General features: G+C 39.0%; 17 protein-coding genes, 1 pseudogene and 1 riboswitch. Of the genes and pseudogenes, 3 read left to right on the plus strand and 15 right to left on the minus strand.

Annotated elements, in window-relative coordinates:
- Positions 1-2: 2 nt before the first annotated feature.
- From CCK98_RS29765 to CCK98_RS29790, 6 genes are all read right to left on the minus strand, one after another.
- On the minus strand, positions 3-1,322 hold the full coding sequence (locus tag CCK98_RS29765; protein ID WP_256942494.1) for a sugar ABC transporter substrate-binding protein: 1,320 nt from the start codon (positions 1,320-1,322) through the stop codon (positions 3-5).
- Positions 1,323-1,374: 52 nt separating this feature from the next.
- Positions 1,375-2,556 (minus strand): PLP-dependent aspartate aminotransferase family protein, encoded by a 1,182-nt coding sequence (locus tag CCK98_RS29770; RefSeq protein WP_088089902.1) that lies wholly within the window; start codon positions 2,554-2,556, stop codon positions 1,375-1,377.
- A 16-nt stretch (positions 2,557-2,572) separates the two neighbouring features.
- The gene (locus CCK98_RS29775; RefSeq protein WP_088089903.1) at positions 2,573-3,250 is read right to left on the minus strand and encodes a FadR/GntR family transcriptional regulator; all 678 of its coding nucleotides are present in this window, start codon (positions 3,248-3,250) and stop codon (positions 2,573-2,575) included.
- A gap of 202 nt (positions 3,251-3,452) precedes the next feature.
- On the minus strand, positions 3,453-3,638 hold the full coding sequence (locus CCK98_RS29780; RefSeq protein WP_088089904.1) for an AraC family ligand binding domain-containing protein: 186 nt from the start codon (positions 3,636-3,638) through the stop codon (positions 3,453-3,455).
- Positions 3,639-3,677: 39 nt separating this feature from the next.
- The gene (locus tag CCK98_RS29785) at positions 3,678-4,271 is read right to left on the minus strand and encodes a YdeI family protein (protein WP_088089905.1); all 594 of its coding nucleotides are present in this window, start codon (positions 4,269-4,271) and stop codon (positions 3,678-3,680) included.
- 98 nt (positions 4,272-4,369) lie between these two features.
- Positions 4,370-4,879, minus strand: a complete 510-nt coding sequence (locus CCK98_RS29790) for a DUF2179 domain-containing protein (protein WP_088089906.1) — start codon at positions 4,877-4,879, stop codon at positions 4,370-4,372.
- A gap of 246 nt (positions 4,880-5,125) precedes the next feature.
- Here CCK98_RS29790 and CCK98_RS29795 point away from each other — a divergent pair, with 246 nt between their 5' ends.
- Positions 5,126-6,841 (plus strand): fibronectin type III domain-containing protein, encoded by a 1,716-nt coding sequence (locus CCK98_RS29795; RefSeq protein WP_088089907.1) that lies wholly within the window; start codon positions 5,126-5,128, stop codon positions 6,839-6,841.
- A gap of 201 nt (positions 6,842-7,042) precedes the next feature.
- Here CCK98_RS29795 and CCK98_RS29800 read toward each other — a convergent pair whose 3' ends face one another.
- From CCK98_RS29800 to rfbA, 5 genes are all read right to left on the minus strand, one after another.
- The gene (locus CCK98_RS29800) at positions 7,043-7,177 is read right to left on the minus strand and encodes a BA3454 family stress response protein (protein ID WP_088089908.1); all 135 of its coding nucleotides are present in this window, start codon (positions 7,175-7,177) and stop codon (positions 7,043-7,045) included.
- 345 nt (positions 7,178-7,522) lie between these two features.
- Positions 7,523-8,551 (minus strand): dTDP-glucose 4,6-dehydratase, encoded by a 1,029-nt coding sequence (gene rfbB / locus CCK98_RS29805; protein WP_088089909.1) that lies wholly within the window; start codon positions 8,549-8,551, stop codon positions 7,523-7,525.
- Positions 8,551-9,405: a dTDP-4-dehydrorhamnose reductase gene (rfbD, locus tag CCK98_RS29810; RefSeq protein ID WP_088089910.1), complete on the minus strand. Its 855-nt coding sequence runs from the start codon at positions 9,403-9,405 to the stop codon at positions 8,551-8,553. The genes rfbB and rfbD overlap by 1 nt, the downstream gene beginning before the upstream one ends.
- Before the next feature lie 3 nt (positions 9,406-9,408).
- Positions 9,409-9,969 carry a dTDP-4-dehydrorhamnose 3,5-epimerase gene (rfbC, locus tag CCK98_RS29815; protein ID WP_088089911.1) on the minus strand — a complete coding sequence of 187 codons (561 nt, stop codon included), beginning with the start codon at positions 9,967-9,969 and terminating at the stop codon, positions 9,409-9,411.
- A gap of 13 nt (positions 9,970-9,982) precedes the next feature.
- Entirely contained in the window at positions 9,983-10,861 is an 879-nt protein-coding gene (rfbA, locus tag CCK98_RS29820; protein ID WP_088089912.1) for a glucose-1-phosphate thymidylyltransferase RfbA, read from the minus strand.
- Positions 10,862-11,198: 337 nt separating this feature from the next.
- On the opposite strand from rfbA, the gene CCK98_RS29825 reads away from it, so the two are divergent.
- Positions 11,199-12,182 carry an LCP family protein gene (locus CCK98_RS29825; protein WP_088089913.1) on the plus strand — a complete coding sequence of 328 codons (984 nt, stop codon included), beginning with the start codon at positions 11,199-11,201 and terminating at the stop codon, positions 12,180-12,182.
- 488 nt (positions 12,183-12,670) lie between these two features.
- Positions 12,671-12,756: riboswitch (cyclic di-GMP riboswitch) on the minus strand.
- A gap of 651 nt (positions 12,757-13,407) precedes the next feature.
- Positions 13,408-13,809, plus strand: a pseudogene (locus tag CCK98_RS29835) (BCCT family transporter).
- 498 nt (positions 13,810-14,307) lie between these two features.
- Here the strand turns inward: CCK98_RS29835 and ftsZ are convergent.
- From ftsZ to CCK98_RS29855, 4 genes are all read right to left on the minus strand, one after another.
- A complete protein-coding gene (ftsZ, locus tag CCK98_RS29840) occupies positions 14,308-15,465 on the minus strand; it encodes a cell division protein FtsZ (protein WP_088089915.1) in 1,158 nt (385 codons plus the stop codon).
- Positions 15,466-15,685: 220 nt separating this feature from the next.
- A complete protein-coding gene (locus tag CCK98_RS29845) occupies positions 15,686-16,453 on the minus strand; it encodes a SurA N-terminal domain-containing protein (RefSeq protein ID WP_088089916.1) in 768 nt (255 codons plus the stop codon).
- 93 nt (positions 16,454-16,546) lie between these two features.
- Complete coding sequence (locus CCK98_RS29850; protein WP_088089917.1) at positions 16,547-16,798, minus strand: putative holin-like toxin; 252 nt, start codon at positions 16,796-16,798, stop codon at positions 16,547-16,549.
- A 185-nt stretch (positions 16,799-16,983) separates the two neighbouring features.
- Positions 16,984-17,853: a DUF1002 domain-containing protein gene (locus CCK98_RS29855; RefSeq protein ID WP_142292207.1), complete on the minus strand. Its 870-nt coding sequence runs from the start codon at positions 17,851-17,853 to the stop codon at positions 16,984-16,986.
- Positions 17,854-17,951: the final 98 nt, after the last annotated feature.

Below are 17,951 nucleotides of genomic sequence, written 5' to 3' on the forward strand. Positions count from 1 at the left end.
CTTTATTTTTTATTTTCTTTTTCTTTTTTCCAAAAATTCGTCCATTTGGATAAAGCATCTTCTTTAGTTAACTTCCCTAAAAGCAGTGCTTGTATGTCTTTTTCAGCCAATGCTCTGTATTCGGCATATCCTTTATACTCAACAGGACGATCAGCAATTAAGAACTCTTCTGGCTTTGCATTCATTTCAATATAAGAGCTGAAATAGCCATCCTTGAAGTATGGGTCATCCCCTGCGCTTAAATGAATCGGAATTAAAGAATTCTTTTTCGCAAAGTTTAAGTTTTGCTCAGGGCTTGAAAGGAAGGAAACGAGCTTCCAGGCTTCGTCTTTATGCTTAGAAAAAGCACCGATTCCCCAGCCAGCCGTTCCTGCAGGCTGTTGAGCTACACCAGATGGCGTTCCTTTTGGAATTGGAGCCGTAGCCCATGTCCCTTTTTTCATGTTTTCATCCGCTGTAACAATAACCTCTGGGTCCTGAATCAACATGGCAGTCATTCCGGAAGTGAAGCCTTGAACCATTTCAGGATAGCTCCAGCTAATGGAATCAGGTGGCGATGCTTGCTTATACAATTTCACATAGGTATCTAGCACTTGCTTGGCTTCAGGTGTATCAAACATAACTTTTCCGTCTTGCGTGAAATAAGAATCCTTCGGAGCAATTTGCTTGCCAAGATAGGACCATGTCATAAATTCGATATAGTCAGACGCACCCGCACCGCCTCTAAAGCTATAACCATAGCGGTTTTTAGAAGGATCAGTTAGTTTAATAGCTGCCTTAACTAAATCATCCCAAGTTTTCGGAACTTCTAAGCCAGCCGCTTCAAACCAATCTTTCCTATAGAACAACGTTTTTTCATACACACCATACGGAATATAATAAGGTTTATTGTCAACAGCTGTAGCTCCGTGCTTGATGGTTTCCGTTAACGTATCCCAGTTCTCCCACTTGCTTGTATACGGAGAAAGGTCTTCGATGAATTTGTTATTGGAGAAATTTTTAACCGTTTGTTCGCGAACCTCTAATACATCAATATCCTCTTTCGCCACTAGCATTTGTGTTATTTTTTCGTCTGCACTCTTTAATGGCGGGGAAATTAACTCAACTTTAATGTTTGGATTTTCATCTTCAAATTTAGCTAACATTTCTTTTAATAGTTTTGTTCTTGCAGGACTTGTGATACTCTCTACCATCCTTAACGTGACTTTTCCATCTTTTTCTTCAGAACTTACATCTTTTGTGCTGGAGCAGCCTGCAATGAGGCTTAATAACACCATTAATGACACCAAAAACAGAAATCCTTTTTTGAGATGAATTATCAATTTTTATCCCCCTCTGAAATGGTTGTTTATATATAAAAGAATTTAGCTTCTTTTATACCGTTAGTTTCTGTTGCAATGCTGTGCTTAGGTCTTCCATCAGTTCATCACTATTTTCTAGCCCTACGGATATTCGAATCAGACCTGGATCTATACCGCTATTGATTAAATGCTCTGTGTTATTCCCATAGTTTGGAGAAATCACTAAACTTTCAAAGCCGCCCCAGGAAACGCCAATTTGAAATTGTTTCAAACTGTTAATGACTTTTCGCACGGAATCGAAAGAATTATTAGCAAGTTCGAAGCTCATCAAACCGGAATACCCCTTTAATTGTTGTTTTCCAAGTTCATAGTCAGGAGAACTTTTTAGGCCTGGGTAGTGGACCTTTTTTACAGAAGAATGATCTTCTAAAAATGAAGCTATTTTCAATCCGCTCTCATGATGTGCCCTCATACGAATAGGCAGGGTACGCAGTCCGCGCATTAATAACCAGGCTTCATAAGGTGGCATTACTCCGCCTAGTAATTGATATTCGTGGTAGAATAGATGGTCCATGATTTCATTACTTGTTATCAAAGCACCGCCCACAAGATCACTATGCCCTCCTAAATACTTGGAAACAGAATGGACGACGATATCAATTCCAAAGGTTAGCGGATTTTGGAACAATGGAGTGGCCCATGTGTTATCAATTATTGTTTTAATACCGTGTTGCTTAGCAAGAGTTGAAACCGCTTTCAAATTAACAAGCTTAAAGGTCATTGTGGTTGGGCTTTCTAGGTAAATCACCTTGGTGTTAGGTTGAATCAATGACTCAATGACATCCAAATCCGTGGAAAGAGTATTGGTATGGGCGACACCGAATTTTTCAATATAGGTGAAGAATTTAGTAGTAGGCCCGTAAATATTGCTAATACTTAAAACATGATCCCCAGCTTGTAAAAACGTTAAAATAGCCGATGATATCGCCGCCATCCCTGAGGAAAATAATTTACACTTTTCTCCTTTTTCAAGGGCGGCAATTTTTTTCTCAACTATTTCAACAGTTGGATTCATACCGCGCCAATATAGATAATTGCTTTGCTCATCTTTCATCGCTTCTGTGAGATCATCGAAGTTCTTAAACACAAAGAGTGAATTCTGATAGATTGGGGGAACAACAGCACCATGAAAACGGTCATACTCGTCCCCTAGGTGTGTGCAAACATGCTCATCTGAAAACAAATTGTTATTCATTCTCATGCCTTCTTTCTTAAATTTTTCTAACAGTATGTTCGACAGCGTCTATTATTTTATTAAACTCTTGTAACGCATAAGCGGGGTCCCTCTGTTTAATGCCCTCCAGCATGGTGAGATGAAATGGTAAGGTATCACTAAAAATATGGTCGATTCCAAAAGGCTTGCTCCAAAGTTTATTAAATGTGTCTGAGACCGATTCAGCGACACTTTCTAAAAGTGGATTATGGGATGCTTTATAAATGGCTTTGTGGAAAGCCCAATCTTCTTCAGAAGAATCAATCCCTGCATCTTTTAGGGAGGTTACCTCAGCTATCAGTCTTTCCATTTCTTTAATTTCCTCATCTGTCGCCCTTAATGTGGCTAGCTCTACTGCTTTTCCTTCAAGAGCTCTTCGCAGCTCGCTAATATGCAATAAGTAATTTTTCTCCTGCTCCACATCGATTTTGGCTTCTATTTTTAATTCATCACCATTTTTTACAAAAATCCCTTTACCGTTTTGTATCTCAATTACATTTATACCCTCAAGGTACCGTAAACCCTCGCGAATACTCGATCTGCTAACACCTAGTTTTGTTGTTAATTCTGCAACAGACGGGAGTTTATCTCCCCTTTTTAATTGATGTTCGTTTATAAATCTCTTGATTTCCTCTGCAATCATTTCATGCATGGAAACTTTTTTAATGCTTTTCATAAGACGGTCACCCTTCTAAGAATCTTTTTTGCTGCTCTATGACTGTCCACCTATCCGATAGGTAAAGTTTATTCTGAAAATTTCAAAAAGTCAATTTTATATTTAAATAACTTTATCTCTTCTGCAAAAAATAAAAAAGCGTAAAAATCCAAACTCAAATAGGATCTTTACGCTTCGTTTGTATTAGCTAAATTTCACCATATTACATATGTAAAAAAATCAATTCACAATTCCCATCCACCTCAAAGTCACCAAATCCTACAGGGATAATAAAATGAGTCCCCTTTTCAAGTTCATATTGATCACCATTATGAGAAAGTGTCCCGTCACCCTTAATTACACTGATAAGCAAATAATGGTCATTAAATGAGAAATCAGCTCCACCCATTATTGGGTTGTTGTGAAGAGCCTGTTAGTTCATCGAATATTAATCATTTAATCCCTTTTCATTGAGAATTTGCTGCATATATTTTTCAACCCTTGACTCTCGAGTTTTGGATTGTTTGGGTTGGGAAAAATAAAGTATGTATGCTCTTTGCCGTCCCGGCGTCAATGCTTCAAAAGCAGTTTTCAAGGCAGGGATTTCATCGAATTTATTTTGAAGTTCTTCAGGAATTATAAATTCTGTATTCTTTTTAAAATTCACTTCCAAACCGGCTTTTTCAACTTCAATGGCTTCATAAATATAGGCTTTCAAGATGGATTCCATTTCAACTATTTCTTGAACATTCGTGAACCGAATCTGGCGTGCCGCCTGTACATTCTCCGTTTGTTGGATTAGAATCCCATGGGTATCCTTTAACAAGGCGCCTTTGTGAAACAGCAGCGCACAATATTCTTTAAATCCATGTATTAAAACTATGTTTTTTTTCTCAAACGTGTAACAAGGATGCATCCACTTAAATTCTTCGGTCAGCTCACAGTCAAGAACGATATTTCTCAACTTCCCATATTCTTCCTTCCACTTTTTAGCTTTACTTAAAAATTCATCAACCTTAGGATTCATTCTACTATTGGTCATCCAGGAACACCCCTCTTCAATTTTTGGCCCGAGTATTAAATTATAATCTGTTTTTTTAAAATAATAAAAAACACAACAGTTCGTTGTGTTCAATTCATCTATCGAAGTCGGTCCAATAAGAAACCGCCTTTAAATCTTCTTGGCTCATATGAAATAATAAACGCACTAGGTTCAAACATTTCCACAGTTGCAATTAGTTCATTTTCTCTATTTCTCTTTGTCAATATTTCCATTCGATAACGTTCACTGTCTCGGCCTTCACCCGTATATAAAGTAACGCCGAAGCCATTTTGTCGTAATGTGTCTATCAAATTACTATTTTTTTCTTGTGTATTAACCGTTACGTTTATATAACCAATAGCTATTTTTTGTTCCAATTTCGTCCCAAGTATAATTCCTAACCCGAAGCCAACTGCATAAACAACCATTGATACAAAACTTTGATCTCCACCAAATACGAGAGAAAGGCCAAAAACATAAATTAACATTTCTGCAATACCTAATATCGATGCTAACACAGTTATATTTTTAACCAAAAAGATTGTTCTTAGCGTGTATATAGGTACATAAATCAGTTGCAACAGCAAAATCAAAAGAATCTCTTTCACTTTGGCACCTCTATCGTCATATTTAAAATACACTTTATTTTATCTTTTTTTATCTAAATAAAATAGTGTTATTCTTACTTTAATAGGATAGAAGATATTTAACGTTTCTACTACAAAAATTTCAATAAAAATGATATATTGTCAGATTTTCTCAAACCTTGTAGAATTAAGATTGGATAGATCCGCCTGTAAAAAAAGAGAGAAATAGGTGATCTATACCGAAAATATCCTATCTAGGGGGAAATTATGAGAAACAGCAAGGTTACCATCTTTTTATTGTCCTTTTTCTTTTTATTAGCCGTCTCCTTACTTCCAGAAAAAGCTTTTGCAGCAATAGGGGACAGAGCGACACCGTACAGTGCATGGGATTATCACGAGTTCACTTTGCAGAAATCCAGTTCTGACACATCTAAAGTGGTGGGTTTACAGCAATTTGATATGTATTTTGGTGAAGAGGCCAACGATATCATCCAAACTGAAGATGGATCCAACCAGGATCCGGCAGCGGATGAACAGTGGATATTGATGGGTTTTGATATGTCCTATATCTCCGGACCGGAAAAATCCTTAATGCGCGCTGATCTCATTCGGAGCGATTATAATTTCTATACAAAGGGCGGGGAGAAAATCACCCCAATTGCAACCGCCTCGTTTACAGACCAATTAGCAGGACTGGATGAAAACGGTGTTAATTTAGACCGTGAAGCATCAGCGTCCGAAGTATGGTATGGGATTCTTGTCAAAAAGTCAGCCGACCTCCCGGTGATCAGGATTAGTACGGGCGTGAACCAGTCAACGGGTGCAATCAATTATAAGTGGTTTACAACTGACCCATCCTATCTTGAGCCTGTCGTTACATCGAAAGCGACAGCGAGCTCCTATAATAGCATAAAGCTGACATGGACTCCTGCAACAGGCGTCGATGGTTATGACATTTACAGGTCAACATCTAGCAACGGAACCTTTACGAAAATTACCAGTATCGCTGATCCTACTGCCTATTATTACACAAACACAGGCTTGAATACTGGCACAACGTATTACTATAAAATCCAGACTTATTTTAAATTTGATAATGGCGAAAAGATTTACGGTGCATTCAGCCCGGTTGTTTCCGCAAAGCCAGTACTAACGGTCCCAGCTTCTCCGAAGGCAGCATCGGCTTCTTATTCCAGCATCAAAACCAGCTGGACTGCCGTCAGCGGGGCAAGCGGGTATGAAGTATACCGTGCAACCTCCTCAACGGGGACGTATTCTGTAGTCGGTAATACTACGACCGCAACGAGCCTCACGAACACAGGGCTTTCTACCAACAAAGTATATTATTACAAAATCAGGGCGTACCGAATGGTCGGGACAACCAAAGTTTACGGCGGTTATACTACAGTGGTCTCAGCCAAGCCAATCCCGTCCGTTCCAACTAATTTCAAGGCAGCATCCGCTTCATATTCCAGCATCAAAACCAGCTGGACGGCTGTCAGCGGAGCAAGTGGGTATGAAGTATACCGTGCAACCTCCTCAACGGGGACGTATTCCTTAGTCGGTAAAACCACGACCGCAACGAGCTTCACGAACACAGGGCTTTCTACCAACAAACTATATTATTACAAAATCAAGGCGTACCGAATGGTCGGGACAACCAAAGTTTACAGCGGTTATACCACAGTGGTCTCAGCCAAGCCAATCCCGTCCGTCCCAACTAATTTCAAGGCAGCAAGATACAGTTCAACAAGCATCAAAACAACCTGGAGTGCGGTAACAGGGGCAAGCGGGTATGAAGTGTATAGGGCGACTTCCAGCACCGGAACATACAGCCTGGTCAAAACTACGACCTCCCTGTATTTCACCAATACTGGGTTGACAACCGGAAGAACCTATTATTATAAAGCAAGGTCCTACAAGATGGTCGGCACTGTAAAAGTGTACAGTGGCTGGACCGCTGTTTCAAGCGCAAGACCGTAAAAGAGAAAGCAAAAAGCCTGGTATTGGCAGCCAGGCTTTTTTTACGGACTAAAAATGCTAGTAAACCACCAGCACGAGTTATAAGTGCAAGTGCTGAAATAAGGCCGCCATTGGCAGCTGGATTTCAAGTAAAGGAAGCTATCCAAATCTATTCTTCAAGTGCAAGTTCCATTCAATCCTTTTAATCCCAGGATCCCGTATTTAATTTGCCCATTGTTTCAGAACTTGTTCTTGTGCCATACGATAAACTTCTTCTTCTGTTTGGTCTTTGCTAGCTATTACGTTGGTTTGATAGACTTTACCTTTATGAGTTACATAGATTGTATACTTGTACATTTTTTTCTATCTCCTTTATTTAATTCTAACTTTTTGTTCATTCCACTTCTGTAATAAATCAAAGTTCATTTAGTTATACCTAAAAAATGTTTTTTAACTTTTTTATATTTTACAAATAAAATGAAAGTGATTAAAGCTAAATAAAAGGTCAAGATTTGACAAATTCTCAACTTAACAAAAATTAATATACTCACTAGCAACGGTAATGACTGGAAAAGTCAGTAAAATCAACAAACTTTATATGATTCTAATCTCTTATGTATTTTTTTACACTTCTTATAATGCAGAAAAATGTCGAAACATATAAACTAAAAAGCCCCGCATCCACAATTGTGAATGCGGGGTCTATGGTTGATCAAAAGAATACTGCTTCTTGAAGTAATCCTGGTATTCCCCACTAATAATTAGCTCCCACCACCACTTGTTATCCACATACCAATCAATCGTTTGAGCGATTCCCGTTTCGAATGTGTAGGTTGGTTTCCATCCTAGCTTCTCCAACTTCGTAGGGTCAATCGCGTAGCGCTTATCATGACCCAAACGGTCTGGGACAAACTCAATGAACTCTTCCGATTTTCCTAACGTGGTAATAATCGTTTTAACCACTTCTAAATTTGTCCGCTCGTTGTGCCCGCCTATGTTATAGACTTCCCCGGTAACACCCTCATGCAAAACAAGGTCTAGTGCTGCACAATGATCATGGACATGCAGCCAATCACGGATATTCTTTCCATCACCATAAACAGGTACCTTCTGATTATTTACAACGCGAGAAATCGTTAACGGGATCAATTTCTCCGGAAAATGGAAGGGACCATAGTTATTGGAACAACGTGTAATATTGACTGGCAGTCCAAATGTTTCGTGATAGGCACGAACCAAGAAATCAGAGGACGCTTTACTAGCACTGTATGGACTATTGGGCTGTAATGGCGTCTCTTCGGTAAACAATGTCGATGAATCCAGCTCTAACTCACCGTATACCTCATCCGTTGATACATGAACAAACTTGGTGACTTCTATTTGTTTGGCGGCATCAAGTAACACTTGCGTCCCTAGCACATTCGTCCGAACAAATATTTCTGGTTCCGAAATCGAGCGATCGACATGGCTTTCTGCGGCAAAATGGACCACATAATCAAACTTTTCTTTTTCAAAAAGCGGTAGAATGGCTTCGCGATCAGCAATATCCGCTTTCATAAAATGATAGTTTTCCATCTTTTCGATCTCGCGGTGCTTGGTTAGATCGCCCGCATAGGTTAATCCATCTAAATTATAAATATCATACTGAGGGTATTTGTTAATCATATATTGAACAAAGTTGCCTCCGATGAATCCGGCTCCACCTGTTACAAGAAGCTTTTTCCCTTGCATTACTTCACCTCTTGCTTTAACGCTTTTAAGTACTGCTCTAAGGATTCCTGCCAAGACGGCAATGGAATAAATCCATTGTCCAGCAGCTTTTGCTTCGACATTCGGGAATTCTTGGGACGAACTGCCCTGGTCGGATATTCCTCGGTTTTAATGCAATGGACTTTTACTATTTTGCCCGCTTTGTGAAAAATTTCTTCAGCAAATTCAGCCCAGCTGCAAAATCCCTCATTCGTGGCATGATAGATTCCATATCGATCCGTTTGAATCATATCAATTAATAAACGCGACAAATCCAAGCTATTCGTCGGCGAACCCACTTGATCTCCCACCACATGTAGTTCATTTTTAGTTTCAGACAATCGCAGCATTGTTTTCACGAAATTATTCCCGTTTAGTCCAAAAACCCAAGATATCCGGACGATGAACCATTCGGATAAGGTCGTTTGGACAATTTTCTCCGCTTCATATTTGGTCACCCCGTAATATCCGAAGGGGTTGGGCGCGATCGTTTCGTCAAAAGGTGCTTCACCCAATCCATCTAATACATAATCTGTACTGATAAACATGAATTTTGCCTTTAGTTCCTTGGCAGCGCAGGCTAAATACTTGGTCCCATCGACATTCACCTTCCAGCAATTTTCTTGATCAGCCTCGGCTTGATCAACCGCAGTATAGGCAGCACAATGGATAATCGCATCCGGATTGATTTCTTTTACAACCTTGTAAACAGAAGCTTCATCCGTTATGTCCAATTCCTTTGACCCCACGCCAATCATTTCGAAACTGCGCCTTTCGCCTTCATGAACCACATCAAAGCCGAGCTGTCCTGTAAAACCCGTCACTAGAATTTTCATCGTTTATTCTCCAAAGTTAAAATTATTTTCCGCATCTGTTAGGAATGGAGCCATTTCATCTTTTGTTGATAATATCGGAGTCATCTCAACTGGCCATTCAATCCCAATGGTTGGATCATTCCAGCTGATGCCCCGGTCACAATCAGGTGCGTATAAGTGGTCTACTTTATATTGAACTTCTACATCATCGGTCAACGTCAAGAATCCGTGTGCAAACCCCTTAGGAATCAATAATTGACGTTTATTTTCCACATTTAACTCGATTCCAAACCACTTTCCAAACGTGTGGCTGCCTTTACGAAGATCGACGGCGACATCAAATATCGACCCTTTGGTACAGCGAACGAGCTTGGTTTGCGCTTTTGGATTTAATTGATAATGCAATCCCCGTAAGGTCCCTTTGGCTGCCGAGAATGATTGGTTATCTTGAACAAACTTCACATCGATTCCTGCTTCCTGAAGCCTTGCCTCGCTATAAGTCTCCATAAACCAACCGCGATGATCGCCAATTAGTTTTGGCTCGATAAACATTACCCCTGGCAGGGAAGTCTCAATCACATTCAACCTATCACCTCTTTTAATACTTGATGCTGCCATTGGCTACTTTTAATAAATATTGACCATATCCTGTCTTGGAGAATTTCTCACCTGATTCAATTAATCTATCAATATCAATCCAGCCATTAATATAGGCGATTTCCTCGGGTGCCGCGATTTTAATTCCTTGATGATCCTCAATTGTTTTTACAAAATTAGTGGCTTCCACTAAACTTTGATGTGTTCCCGTATCCATCCACGTAAAACCTCGTCCAAGCAGCTCAACCTCGAGTTCTCCCATCCGTAAATATCGATCGATTACAGTGGTAATCTCTAACTCACCTCGTGCCGATGGTCTGACACTTTTGGCAATATCCACAATTCGATTGTCGTAAAAGTACAATCCCGTGATCGCATAATTTGATTTTGGTACCTGAGGTTTTTCTTCGACGCTTAATACTTTTCCATTTTCATTAAATTCCACTACACCAAAACGCTCTGGATTTTGCACATGGTAACCAAAAATGGTTGCCCCACTCTCCTTTTGGGCCGCACGTTGGAGAATTTTTCGCATCCCACTGCCGTAGAAAATATTGTCTCCTAAAATCATCGCGACGGAATCATCGCCAATAAACTCTTCCCCAATTAAAAAAGCCTGGGCTAATCCATCTGGGCTCGACTGGATTTTATATTCTAGATGTATTCCAAACTGGGATCCATCCCCGAGCAGCGCCTCGAAACGCGGGGTATCCTCTGGAGTTGAAATAATCAAAATATCACGAATCCCTGCAAGCATTAAGGTGGAAAGCGGATAATAGACCATCGGCTTATCGTAAATGGGTAATAATTGTTTACTGGTGACCATCGTTAACGGATATAAGCGTGTCCCGCTTCCACCTGCTAGAATAATAGCTTTCATCGTAACCTCCATTCCGGGTCGTTATGGAAGGAATTTTGGTTTGGGCTGCCTATCGGGTGTCATTCCTTTATGTATATATGCTTATTTTGTAGTTCACGAAATATTCCACCGCTACATACGAACAGAAATGTTCGATGTTTTAGATAACGCTGGTAAAAATAAAAAGCCCGATTCCTACGTTGGCAATCGAGCTTATTTTTAGGATTACTGGGAATCTTAGAATGATTGAATCGATGACACATGATTGCCAATGATTTCCCATAAATTATGATTGAATAGATGATTCAAAAACTGTAAAATTAATAGAATTGATTTTGCTAATCCATCGGAGGAAATTATGAAAAAGAAGAATAAACGCAAATGGAAGATTGCCGGCTATAGCATATTGGGGATTATTTTACTCATCGTTGCGGGCCTTGGATATGAATACTATAAGATACAGCCGACAAATCATTTTACCACGGTGCCTGTGGTAAGTTCAGGAAAAACGGATGATACCACATCAACAAGTGAATCTGTCGAGGTAAAAGAACCCGTTTTTAACCTGTTATTGATTGGTTCCGATGAACGGAAAGGTCAAAATGTGGGTCACTCGGATTCAATGATGTTGGTCCATGTTGATTTAACAAAACATCAATATGATGCGGTTAGCATTCCACGTGATACCCGCGTTCATTTAGATGGGTACGGCTATACCAAACTAACAAGTGTTCAATATATTATGCAGGCCACAAAAGGCGCCACAAAAGGGGTAGAAGCAGCAGTCAATGCAGTCGCTGAATTAACAGGAACTCCGATCAATTACTATGTCGAAACCAATTATGGCGGCTTTCAAGCAATGGTGGATGCCGTCGATGGCATTGAGATGAGCGTACCATTTGATGTGAAATTAACACATCCTTGGTATGGTGAAAACAAGAATAAAGTGATAAGTGCAGGAACCCATTCCTTTGATGGAAAAATGGTGGCTGAGGTTGTACACGAGCGCTATTCCCTCGCAAGTGGCGAATATGGTCGTCAAAAGTTACAAGAAGAAGCACTAAAAGGAATTGCAAAGAAAGCCTTAAGTCCAAATAATATCACCAACTTGCCTTCTTTAGTGAAATCCATTCCGGACTTTGTAATTGCGACCAATATGTCTACACAAGATATGCTAAGCCTTGGACTAGCAGCGAAAGATTTCGACCCCAACACCCAGTTGGAATACCACCAAATTCCCGGTGAAGGAAAAAGAATGTACGATGATATCTTAAAAGCAAATAACTACCAATTAGTGATTGATCAGGATAAAGTCAAAGATCTAGTAGCTCAGAACTTTTAAATAGAATGGTAACTCTATTAAGCCGAATGATGATAAAGCATCATTTGGCTTTTTTTCGCTTTGGAGTGGAGAAGTGACCCTTTAAAAATAGACTTTGGCAAAGAAGTTAGTTACGTTAAGTGGCTCTACGTTCCCCAGAACGTTGGAATTTCTTGAGTTCAGTCACGTAGGGTAGTTCTACGTGACCCAAGAAGTGCGAAAATTTTGAGCCCAGTCACGTAGAGCTACTAGGCGACGAAAATGTGATTGAATCCCTGATCGCCTGACCTAAAAATAAAAAAACAACCCCTAAAAAGACGGGATTGTTCTAGAAAACGCTTTCATTTATTGGTGTGTTTCGATTAACTGGTCTCCTCTTTTCGCTGCAACCATTAGACTCATAATCAAAAGCATAGAGAACGATCCAACAAATAAGCCTGCAATAAATATAAACATAGTATTACCTCCTAGAGTATGTTTTATAATTCGTAGTAAGGTGATCGATCATATTCGGTAACTGGCTAGCATAGTTATGAAAACTTTAGCCCCTCTAGTTTTGCGACACCATTTTTCAATGGGAGTGCCCTTTCGTACGAACTATGTGTTTATTTTGATATTATACCATCGATTACTAGGATTAAAAATAGCCCTATAAACCTATTTAATTTGATAATAAAGTGGCGCAACAACAGTCCCACATCCATTCGCACTTCACCACATTTATTGTCGAAATTTTTTTTCAATTTTCGCACATTTCTACGTTTTTCCCTAACTGTGTTTGGGTATCATATAAGGAAACAATCTGAAAACTTAACACCCCTTAGTAGGGGAAGGCCTATTTGAGATCTTAACTATTGAAAGCGTTATCAGCAAAACTCGAAAACCATAAATGTTTATCTATGTCGATCATAAGAGTGGATTTCATGGACAAGCAGGGGAATCTATTAATTGGATTAATTTGGGGTACATCACTTAGTGTTCCGTTATGGATTGCGTTTTTCGGTTGGATCAAAGTAATCACTCATTTTATTTTCTAATAGGACTAAACTCAACATTATCATGTAAAAAAAAGCGTAAAATCCTTATCTCATAAGGATTTTACGCTTTTTTATATTTAGAAATCTACTTTCTCTTCTGCAGTGGAAAATCGATTGGTTGGGGTGTTGGTAGTTCCTACACTCGGAACATGTCTCTGGATGTCCATATTGGGGCTCCGCGCTTGAAATTGTTCAAAACACAGGTAACCATGATCTGGCAAAATATATTACCAAAAAACGTGTCATTGTCTATCTTTACATTCTTTGATTATCTTCCATTAAGTTCTGTGTTAAGCATTTTGGGGTTCGCTATCGTAGCCATTTATTATATAACTGTTGCCGATACAGCCACCTTTGTATTGGGGATGCTAAGTGAAGGTGGAACATTAAATCCTTCGAATAAAATTTAAATGACATGGGGTATCATTCAATCTGCTTTGGCTACTGTATTGCTTTTAGCTGGCGGTTTAAACGTATTGCAAACAGCTTCCATCGCAGCCGCTCTACCTTTTGCCATTATCATGATCGTCATGTGCTTCTCATTACTGAAAGGTTTAAAAAGTGAAGTCGACGTACAAAGAGGCAATAAAAGAAGCGTGCAACATTCTTAAAAGGCTATTTAAACAAAAAATTTTCCTGATTGTGTCATTGCTCAGGAAGATTTTTTGTTTCTACTCATACTTAGTTACTGGAACATTACAACTGAGTCTGTCGCTAAAAGGACCAGATAAACTGGTCCATGCTCTAATATAATGTAGTTTCGATCATAAAAAATAATTGTTTCCATTCCATTAAGAATGTTTTAGTTGCCTACTGAAATATACTAACAATTATTTTGAATACTCATCCAGGAGTTTTCTGACAGATCGGTTAATTTCCTCTATAAGGAGTTGCGGATAAACCTATTGGTGCAACAAACGGTACTGCCTTTATTGTTAGAATCCTTACCTTTAATGGCTTTCTGAATGAAAGGTAATCCCATTGAAATTAAGAAAAAGAGGATATTAAAAGACCTATTTTCTAAAATCTCTGATAATAAGGGATAGCACCAACCCCTTTATCACATTTCCCACGCTAGGGCTGTATGGAAAAAGCATATTTTAAATTTATCAAAATCGTTTTTTTCGATTGCGCAAGAACGTTGGAATATCCAGAGATTCTTCTGGCTGTTCTGAATGTCGGTTATAATCTTGAACCGGTTCGCCACGGTTTATCGGATCACGTTGTATATGTTGTTTACGTCGTTCCCTTTGAATTGGATTAGACATTCCTTCCATTGATGGCTTGGAATGCGTTTGTAATAATGGAACCTCTTTTTCAGTGAATCCAGTCGCAATGACAGTTACGATAATTTCTTCTTTTAAGTTTTCGTTAATGACCGAACCAAAAATCATATTTAATTCCTCGTGAGAAGCTGAAGCAACTATATCGGCTGCCTCCTGTACTTCATAAAGACTTAAATTGAGGCCGCCAGTTATGTTCATGATCACACCATGAGCTCCATTGATGGAAGTTTCGAGTAACGGACTATTTAAGGCTTTCCTCGCAGCTTCAGCAGCACGATCTTTACCGTTGGCAATACCAATTCCCATTAAGGCAGTTCCTTTATGGGACATGACCGTTTTCACGTCAGCAAAATCAAGATTGATTAAACCTGGCACAGCAATTAAATCGGAAATCCCTTGAACACCCTGGCGTAGTACATTATCCGCTTCACGGAAAGCTTCAATCATGGGTGTTTTTTTATCTACAATCTCTAATAAGCGATCGTTGGGAATAATAATTAAGGTGTCTACTGCTTCCCTCATTTCGTTAATTCCACTTTCTGCGTTAGTTGCACGCTTGTGGCCTTCAAATTTAAACGGACGTGTTACCACCCCAATTGTCAGGGCACCAAGATTGCGGGCAATTTCAGCAATAGCAGGCGCTGCCCCTGTGCCTGTACCACCGCCCATACCAGCTGTAACGAAAACCATGTCTGCGCCTTCTAACACTTCTTTTATCTGCTGTTTGCTTTCTTCCACAGCTCTTTTACCTATTTCCGGGTTTGCCCCTGCTCCTAAACCTCTTGTCAATGCTGTACCGATTTGCATCGTGACCTCTGCTTTTGATTGATTAAGAGCTTGTGCATCTGTATTAACGGCAATAAATTCTACACCCTCAACTCCTTCGTCGATCATTCGATTCACGGCGTTGTTTCCCCCACCCCCAACACCGATGACTTTAATCCTGGCGAATTGTTCTATATTTGCATCAAATTCCAACATGGTCATTCCTCCTCGTTATCCAAATTGCCTTGATTTCACACTATACAAAGAAGGTCCTAAGAACTCTTCATATTATTCTAAGTTTTTATCTTTATTTGTATGTTTTAGTAGATTAGGAGGCAGGATATCCCCGACATAAAAAACTCGAATAACGAGCACCCTTTTGTGAGGGTCCATTATTCGAGTTATCGTTCAAAAAAGGGTCATTGTTTTGAAGTCATTAGATTTTAATATGAACTTCAGCATTTCTCTTAAGCACTTCTACTTGTTTATTGAGTTGTTCTTGTTGTTTTTGTTGTTCAAGTTGTTGCTTGATTTGTGGTTTTACTTCTTCAAGCTTTGGAAGTTTTTGACCACCAGCACTTCCTTGCTGGGCTGATTGGTCATAATAGGCTTGAATTTCTTCATCCGTTACTTTTTCTACTGGTATTTCATTCTCCATGTACTTCATGATTTGAATATTCTTAGCAATTTTGGTTTTTAGGGTCGTCATACCCAAACCTGCTTGTTTCATAGCATCTTCAAATTTGTTATCCTCTTTATACGGTTCTTTCATTTTAGCTAGTTGTTTTTCAACTTCTTCAACTGATGCTTGATACCCTTTTTTATCTGCTTCTTGAAGAATCAACGTTTGTCCCACTAAGTTATCGATGGTTTGTTCTTTCACTTGTTTGGCTGCTTCTTCAGAAGTAGGATCTTGTCCCATTTGTTGCATTTGCATCTGTAGAGAAGATAACACCATATTATAGTCACTACCTAAAACCTTTTCATCATTGATGATAGCAACGGTTTTCTTCTCCCCTATTTTTTGCTTATCTAGCTTCTTCTGCATTTCTTTTATCTGTTTCTCCTGATCTTGTTGCTCGGTTTGAGCAGTTTTAGTTTGCTCTTTACTATTATCGGATTGTGCACCTTTATCATTTGAACCACAAGCTGTTAAACTAATAGCGATGATTCCTGCAATAAGAGGATATATAATTTTCTTCATGATCCTTCTCCTTTCGTGACCTAGAATTACGATTCTCCATTCAAAAAGATCATCTGGTGATTATTATATTAGACATAGACATCAAATGAAACCTTAAGGGTCCACTTCTTTAATTTGATATGTTGATGACATAAAGGAGGGATAATATGGAAAAGGGACAACTGCATTGTATGGTATGTGAAGCCCCATAGCCTTCCAATGAACATACACCTTAACGAGGAATAGTCTCAAACAACATGCCTTTACAGCGTGTCCAAGAAATCTTATCTTGATCTGAAATTTCAAAACAGCGATTACAAACATGCCAAAACTAAGTATCAAGGACAGAACTTCGAATGTAGCCATTTATAAATCGCCTCCTTACCCCTATCCTTCCAAAAGGGGGAATATACCATCTATTTTTGACTTCTCCAAATCACTTTTTGAGCTTTCAACAATCGCTTTACTTTCCTCCATTTTCTTTCTCCCTTCATTTTTCCTTAAAATCAAAAAGTTTTATTTAGATAGTTTGCAATATTAACCTTTGTTCATTAAGCAAAGAGGACGCGAATCTCATCAAGTAAGCGATTTAAGAAATCTTGCAGCTTTTGTAAAAATGACTGACTCTCTTCAGATTGCAAAAATGTCGATATTTTTTCTGTCGTAACACTTAATTGTTCTTTTACTTGGTTCCAGTCAATATCCATAGCCTTCAGTTTGTTGAAGAAGTCTACTAACATATCTAACTCTGCATCTTTTAAAGTAATCCCAAGCTCCGTGGCAGTTTGTTCAATTAATGCACGCAAGTCAGCTTCTGTTTTCGGTTCATTCTTGGCGATTTCATCCTTTACTTTTCCAATGAGAGCAGCAGCATTGTCCGCTCCAATGGAGTCACCGAGCTCTGCTGTTTTCACCATTTCTTCGTTCGCTACTTTTTTGATTTCTTCAGGAATTTCTTCATTAGTTGTCGTTTCATAAGCTTTCATAATTCCTGTCAAAGCAGCTGTACCTGTAACAGAAAACGGAGCGGCAATCTGAATTGTTGCATCCTTTACACCCGCTGTAGTCAAGGCATTTTTATACATTTCATCCGTAACCCATGAAATATTGTTCGTTTGAACCTCTAACCCGGAATCTTTGGCACCCATTGTGATGCTTGCTGATGAAATAGCAATGGAACCAATTTGTGCCTTTGGAATAGACTCCCCTAAATAATCATGCTCTTCTTTATTGGATACGGTAATAATTTGTGCGTCTTCCGGTACCTCTAACTCTGCTAACATTTCATTTTTTTGCTGTTCGGTTAGGTTTTCTCCTAATGTAACAATGACATCTCCTTCTGCTACGTCTGCAAAGCTGATAGAAGGAACAGAGAAAAGCATCGGTATGGCAAGAAACATTGCCTGTAATTTTCGTTTCAAAAAAAGACCTCCTTTTATACATTAACCATTCATATAAGAATGGTTAATGTTTCGCCAATTATATTTAATATCAATAAAGAATACTTCCTGAAAAATTG

It is taken from the genome of Bacillus sp. OV166 (assembly GCF_900177675.1).
GTDB lineage: Bacteria > Bacillota > Bacilli > Bacillales > Cytobacillaceae > Neobacillus.

What these genes read in the sequence shown, in the direction of transcription:
- CCK98_RS29770 (WP_088089902.1), bottom strand. Translation starts at nt 2,556, where the DNA reads ATGAATAACAATTTGTTTTCAGATGAGCATGTTTGCACACACCTAGGG.
- CCK98_RS29775 (WP_088089903.1), bottom strand. Translation starts at nt 3,250, where the DNA reads ATGAAAAGCATTAAAAAAGTTTCCATGCATGAAATGATTGCAGAGGAA.
- CCK98_RS29780 (WP_088089904.1), bottom strand. Translation starts at nt 3,638, where the DNA reads ATGGGTGGAGCTGATTTCTCATTTAATGACCATTATTTGCTTATCAGT.
- CCK98_RS29785 (WP_088089905.1), bottom strand. Translation starts at nt 4,271, where the DNA reads ATGACCAATAGTAGAATGAATCCTAAGGTTGATGAATTTTTAAGTAAA.
- CCK98_RS29795 (WP_088089907.1), top strand. Translation starts at nt 5,126, where the DNA reads ATGAGAAACAGCAAGGTTACCATCTTTTTATTGTCCTTTTTCTTTTTA.
- CCK98_RS29800 (WP_088089908.1), bottom strand. Translation starts at nt 7,177, where the DNA reads ATGTACAAGTATACAATCTATGTAACTCATAAAGGTAAAGTCTATCAA.
- rfbB (WP_088089909.1), bottom strand. Translation starts at nt 8,551, where the DNA reads ATGCAAGGGAAAAAGCTTCTTGTAACAGGTGGAGCCGGATTCATCGGA.
- rfbD (WP_088089910.1), bottom strand. Translation starts at nt 9,405, where the DNA reads ATGAAAATTCTAGTGACGGGTTTTACAGGACAGCTCGGCTTTGATGTG.
- rfbA (WP_088089912.1), bottom strand. Translation starts at nt 10,861, where the DNA reads ATGAAAGCTATTATTCTAGCAGGTGGAAGCGGGACACGCTTATATCCG.
- CCK98_RS29825 (WP_088089913.1), top strand. Translation starts at nt 11,199, where the DNA reads ATGAAAAAGAAGAATAAACGCAAATGGAAGATTGCCGGCTATAGCATA.
- ftsZ (WP_088089915.1), bottom strand. Translation starts at nt 15,465, where the DNA reads ATGTTGGAATTTGATGCAAATATAGAACAATTCGCCAGGATTAAAGTC.
- CCK98_RS29845 (WP_088089916.1), bottom strand. Translation starts at nt 16,453, where the DNA reads ATGAAGAAAATTATATATCCTCTTATTGCAGGAATCATCGCTATTAGT.
- CCK98_RS29850 (WP_088089917.1), bottom strand. Translation starts at nt 16,798, where the DNA reads ATGGCTACATTCGAAGTTCTGTCCTTGATACTTAGTTTTGGCATGTTT.